Consider the following 15,164-nt stretch of genomic DNA (forward strand, 5'->3'; position numbering starts at 1 on the left):
ACGAAAACGATTTTCGGCTGACTCTCCAAACGTAGAAATAAACTAATAAATTGTAATGACTATCCTTGAGATCAGCCTAGTACCTTCAAGATTATTGAGCAAAATTATACTGCCAGTTATATATTAATCAGGCCTTTAACTTTTGCTAAAGCCATAGATGCAGCTTATGAAGGTCATCGAAAATAATAAGTATACATAATATTTATTATGTATTAAACTTCGTCAATTTCTTCATTTTATTATTCAACGGTTCTGGCAAAACATAAAAAAGCTCAAAAGAATTCTGCTCAATAGCATTTTTCTCCCAAGCTTTTCCCTCGATGATCCCGTTACAGTATCGTTTTGGTCATTATAAAATCAATCTGTTCCTCATCTCCCATGTAAAAAGCATGAGCTCCTGTCTGTACAAACCCCATCTTTTCATAAAATGCGATGGCATTTTCATTTTTCTCCCACACGCCTAACCAAATATTCGTTTTGTGTTGTTCTTTTGCCATCTCTATGGCTTTATGGAGCAGCACTTTACCCAGGCCATGTTTTTGGAACTCTTTTTTGATGTATACCCGCTCGATCTCAAAGGATTCCAAGCCCATCTTCTCAGACTGAGCATCATTGATATTCACTTTCATGTACCCTGCCACTTTATGGTTGACATAAATAAAAAGAAATTGTGAATCCGCCACGGACAGTTCCGTTTCTAATTGCTCCCGATTAAACGCCTTTTCCAGATAAGCTTTCATATTTTCGGGTGAATTTTGCCCTTTAAACGTTTCATTAAACGTCTCATAACTAATCTCCTGCAGTTCACATACATGTTCAATGGTACATCTCTCTATACGAATCGTCATCTATATTCACATTCCTTTAACAAGTTAATCGTTTGTTGCAAATGCACTAAAAAAGAGTTACATTGAATTTAGCTCAATTTTGTTGTATTTGCAACATAATATTGAAAAAGAGGTTGAATGAATTTGAAATATGTACTTTTTGTCGCAGGTATTCTCATCTTAACACTTGGCATCTCCCTTACCATCCAATCTGAACTGGGCACCTCACCGTTTGATGCACTTCTGGTAGGGCTGTCACATCATGTAGGGCTTAGTGTAGGAAGCTGGGAGGTCATCATTGCTTTCCTATTAATTGGATGTAATTCGCTTTTGAAGCAGCAAAAACCCGAGTTCCTGGGTCTCGTCACTGCATTCATTACTGGTGTGGGGATTGATATCTGGCTTTATGTATCTGATTCCTTGATCACACCCGAAGTTTGGTACAGCAAATTAATGACTTTTGTCATTGGTTTAGTGATCATAAGTATCGGCACGGCGATTTATTTACAGACCCATTTTGCACCCATTCCGATTGACCGCTTAACATTAATCTTGCATGAAATCACTCAAACGCCCTTATTTGTATCGAGAACATTCATTTACCTTGTATTTTTAATTCTGGCGTTTCTGTTCAGTGGGCCAATCGGGCTTGGAACGTTGATAACCGTATGTTGTGCAGGTGTACTTCTTCAATTCATCATGGGCCATACGAAAAAGATAATAGATCGCATATTAACAGACATGGATACATCGTCACATACTACAAGTGAAAAAGAACATTCCGTTTAATCGGTGTACACCGTCTACACCATAAAAAGGCTGAATCAGAGGTTCAACCCCTGATCCAGCCCATTAAACGTGCTATCTACCTTTACGGCTCAATTCCCCATACCAGCTGACCGTTCACATACCCGGTAACCTTATCATGGTTTGCGAACTGACTACCGGTTGCCTTGAACGAGTAATCGTTAGTCTGAGTGTAATTCGACCAATTGTTTTTGGAAAAGCGTGTTTGAATCTCTGCGCTCTGGCCCGCATTCAGTGATCCCGCCGCACTTGTAAAACCCACTTCAAGATAATGATCCGCTCCGGCAACTGGAGTCGCCAGTTTAACGAAATTGCTCGTTACATTTGCACTGCCCATACTGGCCCAGTCGGACCAGAAACTCTGAGCTTCCTCCCCGTCAATTGTATAGTAATACCGAAGTTTTACATCACTCAACGGAATAGTCGAATTGCCTGAGTTGACCAATTTGAACTTGGGTGAAACGCCGTTGGTGGATGCACTTGTATTGCCGTTAAAAGCTTGAATCGTCAAATCCCCTGCTGGCACATTAACCGTGCTGTCTACCACATTCACCGTTAACACAGCGTTATTTCCTCCATTGAAGTGAAAGGTCAACACGTTCTGGCCCAGGGGAAGCGTCGCAAGATAGGATTTGTTCAGAACAACAGCAGAGCTGGACGCTGTATAATTCTGACCTGATACAAGAGTAGCATTCCCCTTCGTGATGCTTGTAAGCTGACGGCCGTTTAAGGTGAGAGATACGGTAATATCCTGTGCTGAATTCGTCGCTTTATCAAATGTTGCATTCACAGGAGAAATCACAGCATTTGTACCCGGTGTTGAATCCACAATTTTAACTTTTAACACAGGGTCCTGACCTTGATTAAAATCCAGAACAATCGAATGCTCACCAACTGGCAGGGTTGCCAGATAAGCTTTTTTCAACAGCAATGTGCTTCCGTTCAAGGTATAGTCTGTCGTTGCGGTCAACGCATTGTTACCTGCCCGGAGAGCAGTTAGCGTATTGCCGTTTGCATTCACGGTTACGGTTTTATCACTTTGATTGGGTGTGTATTTGTCAAATTCGACGTTTCCAGGTGTGATGGATGCACTGGGATTGGGATTGTTAACCTTTAGATTTGGCAGCTCATCCAGCGTAATGACATAATCACTTTGATAAAGCGTTTTCAATGTTGCCGGGTAATTAAAAGCAGAACTCATCAGATGTTCGCCATACCAAGGACAGAAGTACAGCCATCCTGATTTCTCCTCTGTAAGATTTTTCACACTTGGAATCGTGTCGTTCTCCGTCATGGCTACCATTTTCGTACCGTTCGTCAACTCAACAAGCTTATAGAAAATCGAGGTAATCGCATCCTCATTCGGTACGCCGGACAAACCGTCATAACGGTTGTAGATTGTATTGTATTTATCATATCCGACAAGATCTACCTGATCATCGCCCGGATACCAGGCAGGAGAAGTGCTGTATACGTAGCTGTTGTAGGTCCAGATCAGATTGTGCAAGCCATACGTCTCGGTCAGTTCGGTATATAGCAGATCCCATAGCTCTTTGTACACTTCTGCGCCTGCCGAAGCCCACCAGAACCATGCACCTTCCCCGTTCAGTCCGCCGTTGCCTTCTGCTTCATGATACGGACGGAAAAGCACTGGCACATCGTTATCTTGCAAAATCAGCAATTGTTCTGCCAGATCCTCGATGGTCATCATCACGTATTGATACTCTTTGGTACCGGGAATTACCGCATTGGCTGTATTAAAATTCGTTTCGGTTGGCTTGTAGGTAGCCTCTTTCCAATCCACAAATTCCCCGAGCTCATACGTATTGAAATTACGAGGCACATTGATATGCCAGGAAGCGGTTGCAATACCTTCACGGTTATTCACCCAATCAATCATACGATCGGTTGTACCGTCCTCCCAACCATACAACGGATTATAGTTCATCAGATCAAAGCCACGGATTGCCGGATACTTTCCAGTAAGATCATGAATCCACTCGAATTCAAGCTCTGTATCTCCGTCATTCCCTCCTCCGTAGATCTCTTGCTGACCAGAAATAATGTTGTTTCCGTATACCTCCGTTAAATAATTCATCAAAATTTGAGTTTCCGGTGTAGCTTCAGGATCAGTGAGAACTGGCTGCACATTCAGGGGATCCAGATCAGCATGATCCACTGTAAAAGTATCAAAATACGCGAAGCCCCAGCCAGCCTTCAGTTCAATCGTGTTGGCACCCTGATTCAGCTTGTGAAAGCCAAAATCGAAGTCTGACCATGTTGTCGTGTAAGGCAGCATGTACGCCCCTTTCGTAACACCATTTACGATTAAATTTTGTGACCTGCCATCTGCACTGAGCTCCTGCATATATCGTGTGGAGATCGCGTACATGCCGGTTTCCGGGACAGTTACTGTGAAGGTTAATGTGCCAGAGTTCTGCATCCAGACAAATCCGGCCCCTGAGAATCCGGGCTTGGGTTGCCCATAGATTGAAGTAACCACTTGAAGATCCGGGGTGAGCTGCGCATCTTCGCTTTCGATGGTGAACAATGGTGTGTCTGCATGAACGGGCGCTGTCATTAATCCAAGCAGTAGGACCAATGCCAGCATCATTGCGGTTGCCTTTTTGAGCAAATTTTTCATCAATTCCATCTTCCTTCCCAAGTGAAATATGATAATGAAATGTCAATGAACCCATTCATGATGGCGCTTTCATTTTAAACATAGCATGCGCATCGATTTTTGTAAATATATGGTTTATTTAAATGTTTAAACTTCTTTTGTACCAGTACTTTGAACATTATATCTCCTTTCTCTCTTCCGACTTGATAATTGACGAAAACGGTTCATAATCCAATCAATTTAGCGTATGAAACTTCATCTCACATTAGATGTGTACTTGAAAGAAAAACTGATAAACAACAAAAAAAAGCATTCCTATTCGGATGCTTTTTCACGTATGTTTCTTCAATTGTCCTTGCTTATATCTTCGGCCTAGATCCCGCCTCAACTTACGGTTTCCTCGGCAGACGTTTCTTTTACCACACAGCGTTCCCCTGCCTTGCGTACCGCCCGAATAATGCCACCGTAGCCGGTACAACGACACAGATTTCCACATAATCCTGTTTCAATCTGTTCTTGAGAAGGCTCAGGATGTGCATCCAGTAATGCCTTGGTTGAGATCACCATGCCTGGAGTACAGTAGCCGCACTGAAAACCACCTTCCTCTACAAAAGCCTGTTGAATTGGATGCAGAGTGCCTTTCTCCTCGCCGTGCAGACCTTCAATCGTCATAATGTCACTTCCTTCACATTGATAAGCCATGACAAGACAGGAATTCACGGGTTCTCCATCCATCAGAACCATACATGCGCCGCAGCGACCAACTTCGCAGGATACTTTGGTACCCGTTAGTTGCAAATGAGTCCGAAGCACATCGACAAGTCGGGTCGTTTGCGCGATCTCCAGATGTTTCTGTTCGCCATTCACAACGGCTGTCCAGTGATTCTCAAGTGGTTTAAACATGATGGACTCACTCCTTCCTGCAAAGGTACATTTAAAGGTCTGACCAGTTGTTCCCTCGGTACAGGAAGACGGTTAACCCATACGCCTGTCGCCTGGTGAATTGCAGCTGTTATGGCCGGCGCAAGCGCAACGGAGCCTATCTCACCGATCCCCCTAGGGCCAAATGAATCCCCTTCGGGCAAGTCTTCAATAGCCTCAACCTCCAGATTGGTATGAATATCCTGAATGGTTGGGATCAGATACGTGTCGAGGTTCGTGGTTACATAACGGCTGTCCTGCATGACCGCATCCTCCGTTAACGTGAATCCAAGCGCCATGACACTGCCACCTTCAATCTGTCCGATATAACCCATAGGGTTGATAACTGGACCTGCCGCAACAACATGGCGCGTATCAAGAAGCTTGGTTTCTCCGGTCAAAGTATTTACTTCCACCTCTGCCGCAACCGCCGCATACGTATACAAATAATGCCCGCCTACCACGTTGTCTGGCGTAGTTGGGTAATCAAACTTTGTATCAAAAATCCATTCATCGGCTTCGCCCTGCGTCGCGAGTTCGGCATACGAGATCACTAAGCCTGATGAAACTCCCTCTTTCGCCTGGTATGCAGATGCGCCTAAATAACTTTCAGCAGTTTGATCAATTCCAGTCCCTACCGCAACGATATCAGCCACTTTAGTTCTTTCATCCTTTTCTAGTTTTCCTGCTTCTGAAGTTTCGGCAGGAAGCTGGCCTTTGCGCCATATACCACCAGGTCCTGTTAACAGTTCATCTGCCGGAACGCCTGACATTTCAGACGCGACAGCGAGAACACGGGAACGAAATGGAGTCTGCAAGCGTTGAAGAGCCATCCATGCCATCGTTGTTGAACGTGAAGCTGTACTTGATCCGCTGTGGGGCACACGATCCGTATCGCCGATGATAATACTGAGATCCGATGTACTGCATTGGAACAGATCACATAACATAATTTCCAGCGTTGCAATGAGCCCCTGACCAAATTCCTCGTAGCTGAACGCCACCTCAATCTTGCCTTCGTTGTTCAGGGACAGGCGGCCTCCGGCAGGGTCCGGAATGCCGTAACCCAGCCCTGCACCATGCATGGCGATGGCTGCTCCGACTCCGCGTTTGATCCACGGCGGTAGAGTAGGATCTGCCGGGGGACTCTGATGTTTTTGCCACAGTTCGGAGCGATCCAATGCCTCCCATACTTGGGACAGTCCATCCGTAACCAGAATGCGTTGATTCAGTGGTCCAGGATCATTCTTTTCCCTCATATTACGTCTGCGGAACTCCCAAGGGTCCATGTTCATGATTGCTGCAAGTCGATCCATCTGGCCTTCCATGGCAAAAATCGCCTGATTCCCGCCAAATCCGCGAAACTCACCTGACAGCCCGTTATTCGTATATACAGATACACCTTCCACATCCACATTTGGAATGGCGTAGGGTCCAAGGCAATGCTCGGTACAGAAGTTCAGTACGGGTGCGCCAAGCGTGGCGTACGCTCCGGTATCTGCTGTAATGCGGACACGGTGCGCCTGTATGATGCCTTCTCGACTCATGCCAGTTTGCATTTCAATCTTCATTGGGTGCCGTTTCAGCCCTGCACGTACGGATTCTTTACGAGAATTATGCATTTTCACAGGACGTCCGCATCTCAAGGCCAGCAATGCACCATAGGGCTGTACGTTTAGTTCATCTTTTCCGCCAAACGAACCACCAATCGGTGAAGACACCACCCGGATATCTTCTTCAGAGCAACCAATAATGCGCGCAAGTTGCATCCGGTCTTTATAACCGTGTTGCGTTGCCGCGTATACATTCAGCCTTCCCTCTTCATCCGGGACAAGCAGGCCACCTTCTGTCTCCATGTACGCATGCATCTGACGAGGCGTATAATACGTCTCAGTCACGATATGATCACACGTGGCAAAGGCTTGCTCAGCATCTCCACGTTTAATCTCCGTCCGATGAAGCACATTACCTGGTCCATGCTCATGCAGCTCTGGTGCGCCTGGAGCCAAGGCAGCGTCTGTACTATTCAGAGGTGTGAGTTCCTCATACACTACACGGATCGCATCCAGTGCAAGCGCCGCACGTTCCGGGGAATCCGCAGCAACCGCTGCAATGGCGTCACCGACATAACGTACAATATCCTCGCAGAACACAGGCTGATCCGGGGTCGCTATGCCAAAACGATTCAGACCAGGCACATCTTTGGAGGTCAAAACCGCATAGACACCTTCCAACGCCTCAGCTTCCGAAGTATCTATAGACAGTATACGAGCATAAGGATATTCGCTTCGCAATACTCTGCCATGAATCATGTCAGGTAGCGTCATATCCGTCAGATATTGAAGCTGGCCTGTTACTTTGGGTGCCCCATCTGGCCTCAGGTGCCAACGTTTCCCGCTCTGTTTCCGATTCAGCAGCATGATCCCTCTCCCCCTTCGTTTGATCCCATTCATCTATTCGTGAAGTGCCTCCCATAGCCCGGCACCAAGCATATTGCCTGCGGTCTGTTTGCGATAATGTTCCGTTGCAAATGCATCGCCATAAGTCGTAAATTCGCTAGCCACGGCAGCTGCAAGAGTCGCCGCTTGCATAACAGTAGCTTCGCTACCAAGAAGCTGTCGTTCCGAATCCAGAAGTCGCATCGCCATGCCTGAGCCTCCACCAGCCGCAATCGCAATCTTGGTCCAGCGGTTATCCAAATCAATTTCACCGTATAACGCAACCGTCACCAGCGAAGCACTGAACGTCTCCCGTCGACCCAGCTTGCGGTAAAAGGAAACTTCTCGTGCTGCATGTCTCTGCTCACTGTCCACATCAAGCAGAGATGACGGTCTCATCGGGATATGAATGGAAATCAACACATCACCTGGATTCCGACTTCCATCCCGTCCACCCTGAAGCCAAGAAGACACGCTACGGGTCTCGATTCCGCTATCCGTCAACCAGTGCAGCTTCGCATCATATACAAGCAAAGCAGGCAGCGTATCCCCTACTCCGGACACAATATTCCCGCCAATGGTTGCCACATTTCGAATGGAAGGAGCCGCAATTGCATTCACCGCTTCTTGCAGAATCGGCAGTTGATGCAGCAACGCTTGTGCAGCACATTCCTTTAATCGGGTCATTGCTCCAATGACTATCTCATCTCCACGAATAGATATACCGCTCATTTCAGGAATACGAGCCAGACTAATCATGTGTTCAGGCGCTGGAACCAAGCCCCCCTCCCACTGGGTTCGTAGCAATGTTCCACCTGCCGTGAAACAACATATTCCTTTGAGTCTTCTTCTTAACGTTTGCAGTTCTTGCAGGTTCTCAGGTTGCCATACCGATGGCAATGCTCCAGAACCGTATGCCGGTGTTACCATCGCTGCATCCCCTTTCTCTCTCTTCCTTGGGCAGGAAATTCAACCGTCTAATCCAAATAATTCTTCAAATCATATGAGAGTTCAGCAGCAACGTCAATTACCTTTACATCGTTTTGGATAAATGTATAAAACCTGCGTTTTATTTGTGCCTGATGCATCACGATCTATTGAAAGCTAACACAGACTCTCTTTCATAACATGATAAAAGAAGACAAACAGGCCAACCAGACTGCCTGGCTGACCTAATCATGTCATTAAATTATACATAGTCATTAATCTTCTCCTGTTATTTAGTCTGTCTGCTGTGATTCATATACATGACTCAGAATGCGTTCCAATTCCGGTTCTGTATCCGCATCCCAGAAACTAGTCTCAGACAGTGGCACATGTACACCTGAATAGTTAGCGCTGCGCATAATCTTACGTGCCCCCTCATCTCCATGCAAGGATAACAGAGGGCCGAACATATGGGAGCGAAAAGCAACGGGCGGCTTGCCTCCCTCACCGTCGGTAGCTGCGACATAGTCACTTAGCTTGTGGATAGCCAGTGCTGTGGTCACCTGATTAATATCCTGTGCTTGTAATAAAGGCTGATCACCCAGTAACATGAGAATGCCCTCCGGTTTGTACTCCATGGCCGACAATACGCCAGAATGAAGAGAATTGGCCATGCCGCAGGCATAGTCAGCACAGACCACAATTCGAAGTCTTGCTGTGGGATGATAGGCATACGTGGCAGAATCAAACCATTTTACAGGTAGCCATGCCAACGAATCTTCCGGTTTGACCACACAGATCACTTGCTCCAACTCGGAATTCAGCGCAGCTTCAAGTGACCATGCAGCCAGTGACCTACCGTCTGGCATGACAACCGAGAGTTTATCTCGACCAAGGCGACGACTCTTACCTGCTGCCAGAACTATGCCCGTCATTCGCATGTGCAACGCTTCCCTTCTGCAACTCAGAACTCAAGGAAGAAACCTTATGTTTACATGCGATCAATTCCGCTGCAATGCTGATGGCAATCTGTTCGGGACCGTCTGCTCCGATGCTCAAACCAACGGGAGAATGCACATATTTCAACGATGGTAAGCCATCCAGCAGACGGGCTGTTCGTGTTTTGGAACCCATGATGCCAAGATACGCGTACTCACAGTCCTCTAACATCTCCAACAGTTCACGTTCGCGGGGAAAATTGTGACTCATTAAAATCAGATAGTCTCCGTTGTGCACGTTTAACTGAGGCATGATCTCACATGGGAAACCAAGTACAAGTTCAGTTTCTGGGAACCTTTCCGAGGTGCACAAGGACTCTCGCCAATCGGCTACCACAACACGGAATCCTGCGGATTGGGCGAGTCTTGCCACAGGAATACCATCATTCCCGGCTCCGATGATAATCAGGCGAGGTTTAGGCGTGTACAGCGAAGTAAGTTGCTGCGGAAGCTCCCAGGGATTCGTTGAAATCCCGTCGTTTGTGGGTATTTCAGCATCAGACTCAGAGATATGTTGTGAATCACCGGATAGATGGGATGAGTGAGATTCGTTTGAAGTAGCAATTACCACTTCAGGCACAAGCGTAAGGCGAGGTATGTCGGGAGAATGTTGTTTTGATAACGAATGTTCATGCTTGATATTACCACTGCTGTGCTGTACCTCAATTTGCAATGAAGCTGGATTATGATTCGCCACGCGATCATGAGGAAGGACGAGCGAAGGACGCAAGATTGGCTGGCGCCGAGTACCCGTTGGTTCAATCCGTTTCCAGCCATATTGAACCTTCGTATAATCATCTTGGAACGTTCGGGTTAACGCTGTTGCAGCGCCGGATTGAAAACAATCATACATCTTCTGCAACGTATCTCGGAGTTCACCACACACAGGTTCAAGCAACACAACAACGAGTCCGCCGCAGCCAATCGTCTCACCCCAGGACAGATCATCCTCGGGACGCATGTCGTATTCCGCGAATTCCATCTGCTTCGTATCCAGCACATGGCTCACCCGGGCCTGAAGATCACTCTCCAGACATCCCGGACTGATACTGCCAACCATTTTGCCATCGTCAGTCAGCAGCATAGAGACTCCCTGCTTACGGTAAGCATGACCCTCTACCTTAATCGCTGTTGCGAGCACGCAGCGCGTTTCACGGGCTGCAATTGCACACAGATCATGCATTTCCATATCGGTCTCCATCCTTTCTGGAATTGCATAAACTTCCTTCAGTCAGATACGTTTCATCAATCTCGCAATACTCTTATCCGACTCACGCAGCACAATGCCACGATCAATCGTCTGAATCTTACGATTCTTGAGGACAATGCTGCCATCGATAATCACGGTGTCCACACAGCTACGTGTTGCGGAATACACTACGCGGGAATAGACATCCGTCTCATAGGAAGGGTACGTGTGGAAATCATCCAGATCTAGCAACAGCATATCTGCCTTTTTGCCCACTTCGAGACTGCCGATTTCCTTCGACAAGCCAAGCACCTCTGCACCACCCATGGTAGCCATGCGTAATACCGTCCGTGCATCCATCACCGTTGGGCCATGAGGGATCTTCTGCATCAGGGCCGTGAGACGCATCTCCTGAAACATATCCAGATTGTTGTTGCATGCGGCACCATCTGCCCCAATCCCAACCGCGATCTGACGATTAAGCAGATCTGGAATATCCGCTACCCCGGAGGAAAGTTTCATATTTGATCCAGGACAGTGAGTGACTTTGACACCACGTTTGCGGATGATCTCCTTCTCTTCCTCACTCAGCCATACACAGTGTGCCAGTACCAATCTGGGGGTCGCCAGACCGATATGATCGAGGTATACGATGTTACGCATTCCGCGTTCGTGTTCTACCAGTTCAATCTCTCCGCGATTCTCGGAGGCATGGGTGTGGACTTTGACATGATATTTATTCGACAGGTCGCGCACCTCTACCAGCAATTCTTCGGTACACGATACAACGAAGCGTGGACAGAAAGCATACTGAATGCGACCTCCGCCAAACCCGTTCCATTTCTCTAGCAGATCCACACTCTGTTGCAGCGAAGTTGCTGTATCCTCACGCAGGGGTTCCGGAACTTCGTCCCCATGATCCATCATCACCTTGCCAGAGATGACCCGGATGCCGCTCTGTGCCATCGCCTGAAACGCCGAGTCCGTGTGATGTACCGTCTCCATATCCAAAATGGTCGTGGTTCCGCTGGAGATCAATTCGCCCAAACCGAGCATTGCCGAATAATACACGGACTCCTCATCATGTGCTGCTTCCAGCGGCCAGATTCGTTGACGGAGCCAATCCATCAGTTCCAGATCATCCGCACGTCCACGGAACAAGGTCTGACACAGATGAATATGCGTCTGGATGAAACCTGGCAACAGCACTTTGCCACGAGCATCAATGACCTGGTCAGCCTGAACGTCAATGTGAGCTGCAATCTCCTTGATTTTGTTATCCTCGATCAACAGATCTCCAATGAACACTTCCTCTTCTGCATTCATCGTCACAAGCTGTGCACCTTTCAGCAGGATCGTTCCCATGCCAATCTCCCCTATCTGTGTCTGTCTATATATTACAACTCATACATATTTACACTTGTACTCCGATGACAGATTAACCTTCCGATCGCTGTTATCCCCAGATTTCTTTATCTACTTTAGTAAAGGGGAAAATCCAGGGATAAAGGCGAACACTTCGCTTCTTCAGGTTACTTCTGTCCTCTCCGCTAACGTGTAAATATCTAGTTGAACTTATAAGTTTTCCTGTAGCCGTTTACCATCCAATAGCCATTCCATCGCCCCTAGGGTCTGCCGCGCCGCTAATCATGCCGTCCTCACGAATGACAATGCCTTGCGACTGTCCCATAATGCCGTCCCACGGCGCTCTCGCTTCAACGTTATGTCCCCATTGGGCAAGGGTTGCACATACGTCATCATGATATCGGTTCTCCACACGCATCGTATCGCCTTCTTCGCCCCAGGTACGTCCATACACCCAACGCGGCAGGCTGATTGCTTCCTGGATGTTCAGCCCGTAATCAAGCACTCCGGTAAGCACCGATAATTGTGTCTGCGGCTGGCCTTCTCCTCCCTGCGTACCTACGAGCATATAAGGTTTTCCATCTCGTGTAACGAGGCCCGGCATGAGGGTATGGAATGAGCGTTTGTTCGGTTCCAGTACGTTGGCATCTCTCGGATCTAAGGAGAAAAACGACCCCCGGTTCTGCATGATAACCCCCGTATCCCCCGGAACATACGCTGCACCAAAGTCAAAATACAGGCTTTGGATGAATGAAACGGCATTGCCTTCGCTATCAACAACCGCTGCATACGCCGTGTCCTGACCTATCGTTTTGGACAAAAACGGCTGTGCCACAGGTGCAGCAGACTGAATCTCATTCCACAGTTGGTCTCCATAACCCTTGGATAACAGATGATCCAGCGGAATATCCCTGAAATCCGGGTCAGTCAGATAACGATCACGATCACGAAACGCCTTTTTCACCACTTCCGCCATCAGATGATAGAATTCCGGTGAGGTACGTGCTACAGAGGACAGATCCGTATGCTCCAGCATATTTAACATCATCAGCATCGAGAATCCCTGCGAGTTGGGCGGCATCTGATGAACTTCATAGCCACGATACTCCGTGCTAACGGGTTTCACCCACTCGCCACGATGCCCTGCAAAGTCTGCTGGAGCAAGCATGCCCCCATCCTCACGAATAGCCGAAGTCAGACGATCCGCAAGCTCTCCTGTATAAAAAGCATCTCTTCCACCCGTCTGAATCAGACGAATGGAGGCAGCAAGATCAGGCTGGATCAGCAGCTCACCTTCCTGCAAAAGTGTACCCAAAGGCGCAAATACCGCTCGCAGCGGTGTATGGCCCATAATGAAATCTTCATCCCTTTCCATCCACAGGCGGAGATTCCGGGATACAGGGCATCCTTTTTCCGCATACTGTGCGGCAGGTTCAAGCAACTGCTCCCACGGTAACTTACCGTACCGAGACCAGACTTCCCACCAGGCATCCACCATTCCCGGAACCGTGATGGCACTAAGCACACCGCGTTGAGGGATGGCATTCATGCCCATCGCTTTGAACGTATCGGCATGAATGCCTGCGGCTGAGCGGCCACTTCCGTTATAGGCGGTAATCTCACCGCTGGCTCCGTCATGAATCAGGAAGAAGGCATCCCCTCCAAGTCCGGTCATATGCGGATATACCACACCCAGAGCTGCACTGACCGCAACAGCAGCATCATAAGCATTCCCGCCCTGCTGGAGGATGGAGCTTCCCACTGCACTCGCCAGATAATGAGGAGTAGTAACCATGACCTCCCTGGAGATTGGCATCTGGTTTAACATAAGGCACCCTCCTTCCCTGCATACACATCCAATGCGGCCTGCACCGCTTCACCGGCTGGTAATACGTGACGATGACGGAGAAGAACAGCTTCCAGCGCTCCCAGCACATGAAGTACGTTCTTGCGTTGGCAGCTGAATCCCATTGTACCGATCCGCCAGATCTGCCCTTTCAACGGTCCAAATGAACTGGCAATCTCAATGCTGAAATCGTTCAGCAACATCCTGCGCACCGACTCACCATCAATCCCCTCCGGAATGGTGATACAGGTAACTACCGGAAGTTTGCTTGACATATCCCCATACAACTGTAGTCCCATTCCTTGAATTCCAGCGACCAACGCACGTTCATTCACCAGATGTCTCTGGAACCTTGCCTCCAATCCTTCTTGCAGCAGAATACGTAATCCTTCGTGAAGACCGTAGAGCATAGAGGTAGCTTCTGTATGGTGGTTCAACCGTGCTGAACTCCAGTAATCCTGCAATTGGCTCAGGTCAAAATAATTGCTGGCAATCGTGCGGCCTTCTGCCCTCGCACTGGTTGCATCTCGCAGTCCGCGTTCAACTGTTTTGCGGCTCATCAGTTTCTGCTCCACTCGACTGTTGTATGTGAGAGGTGCCATCCCTGAAGGAACAGACAGGCATTTCTGCGTACCACCCATTACCGCATCCAGATGCCACGCATCCGTCTCCACCGGAGTCCCACCAATGGTAGCCACAGCATCCACAACGAGTAAAATATCAAGATCACGACAGGCTTTGCCAATCTCGGCAAGGGGCTGCATCTGTCCGGTGGAAGTCTCACCGTGAACCATCGCAACCAGACTTGGTTTATGGGTATGGATCGCCTTGATCACCTCTTCCGGATCAAATACCGTTCCCCATTCCGTTTCAAAAAAGACAACCTCTGCACCGCAACGTTCCGAGATTTCAACCAGCAGATGTCCGAATCGCCCGTAGATCGGAACGAGAACTTTGTCACCGGGCTGAATTAGGCTGACCAACACAGCTTCTATCCCTGAACGGGATGTACCATCGACTGGATAACACCACTCGTTATCTGTCATATATAACTCCCGCAGCATCGCCATTGTCTCGTTCATCAAAGATGTGAATTCCGGGTCAAACTGTCCCAGGATCGGAAAGGATAATGCTCTTAGCACACGCGGATCAACCTCAACGGGTCCCGGGGTCATAATGGTCCGCAAGGACGGAGATAACTCTTTATAGTTGGACATCTGCAT

Annotated in this window: 11 protein-coding genes; 1 reads left to right on the plus strand and 10 read right to left on the minus strand. The window is 48.0% G+C overall.

Annotated features, from left to right (window positions below):
- Positions 1-329: 329 nt before the first annotated feature.
- Positions 330-848, minus strand: coding sequence for a GNAT family N-acetyltransferase (locus tag MHH25_RS17170; protein WP_340017630.1), 519 nt, complete (start codon positions 846-848; stop codon positions 330-332).
- Between the two features lie 123 nt (positions 849-971).
- Between MHH25_RS17170 and MHH25_RS17175 the strand changes: the two genes are divergently transcribed.
- On the plus strand, positions 972-1,616 hold the full coding sequence (locus MHH25_RS17175; RefSeq protein WP_340020519.1) for a YitT family protein: 645 nt from the start codon (positions 972-974) through the stop codon (positions 1,614-1,616).
- An 82-nt stretch (positions 1,617-1,698) separates the two neighbouring features.
- Here the strand turns inward: MHH25_RS17175 and MHH25_RS17180 are convergent, their stop codons facing one another.
- From MHH25_RS17180 to MHH25_RS17220, 9 genes are all read right to left on the minus strand, one after another.
- Positions 1,699-4,278: a X2-like carbohydrate binding domain-containing protein gene (locus tag MHH25_RS17180; protein WP_340017631.1), complete on the minus strand. Its 2,580-nt coding sequence runs from the start codon at positions 4,276-4,278 to the stop codon at positions 1,699-1,701.
- Between the two features lie 363 nt (positions 4,279-4,641).
- Entirely contained in the window at positions 4,642-5,160 is a 519-nt protein-coding gene (locus tag MHH25_RS17185; RefSeq protein ID WP_340017632.1) for a (2Fe-2S)-binding protein, read from the minus strand.
- Positions 5,121-7,598: a molybdopterin cofactor-binding domain-containing protein gene (locus tag MHH25_RS17190; protein WP_340017633.1), complete on the minus strand. Its 2,478-nt coding sequence runs from the start codon at positions 7,596-7,598 to the stop codon at positions 5,121-5,123. Before MHH25_RS17190 ends, MHH25_RS17185 begins: the two co-directional genes overlap by 40 nt.
- A gap of 33 nt (positions 7,599-7,631) precedes the next feature.
- Positions 7,632-8,546, minus strand: coding sequence for an FAD binding domain-containing protein (locus tag MHH25_RS17195; RefSeq protein ID WP_340017634.1), 915 nt, complete (start codon positions 8,544-8,546; stop codon positions 7,632-7,634).
- Positions 8,547-8,836: 290 nt separating this feature from the next.
- Positions 8,837-9,484 (minus strand): nucleotidyltransferase family protein, encoded by a 648-nt coding sequence (locus MHH25_RS17200; RefSeq protein ID WP_340017635.1) that lies wholly within the window; start codon positions 9,482-9,484, stop codon positions 8,837-8,839.
- Positions 9,450-10,730 carry an XdhC family protein gene (locus MHH25_RS17205; RefSeq protein WP_340017636.1) on the minus strand — a complete coding sequence of 427 codons (1,281 nt, stop codon included), beginning with the start codon at positions 10,728-10,730 and terminating at the stop codon, positions 9,450-9,452. The genes MHH25_RS17200 and MHH25_RS17205 overlap by 35 nt, the downstream gene beginning before the upstream one ends.
- A 42-nt stretch (positions 10,731-10,772) precedes the next feature.
- Positions 10,773-12,095 (minus strand): 5'-deoxyadenosine deaminase, encoded by a 1,323-nt coding sequence (locus tag MHH25_RS17210; protein WP_036613764.1) that lies wholly within the window; start codon positions 12,093-12,095, stop codon positions 10,773-10,775.
- Between the two features lie 232 nt (positions 12,096-12,327).
- Positions 12,328-13,923, minus strand: coding sequence for a gamma-glutamyltransferase (ggt, locus tag MHH25_RS17215; RefSeq protein ID WP_340017637.1), 1,596 nt, complete (start codon positions 13,921-13,923; stop codon positions 12,328-12,330).
- Complete coding sequence (locus MHH25_RS17220) at positions 13,917-15,158, minus strand: alanine--glyoxylate aminotransferase family protein (protein WP_340017638.1); 1,242 nt, start codon at positions 15,156-15,158, stop codon at positions 13,917-13,919. The genes ggt and MHH25_RS17220 overlap by 7 nt, the downstream gene beginning before the upstream one ends.
- Positions 15,159-15,164 lie beyond the last annotated feature (6 nt).

The sequence above is a fragment of the Paenibacillus sp. FSL H3-0457 genome, from assembly GCF_037981725.1.
GTDB classification, from domain to species: domain Bacteria; phylum Bacillota; class Bacilli; order Paenibacillales; family Paenibacillaceae; genus Paenibacillus; species Paenibacillus amylolyticus.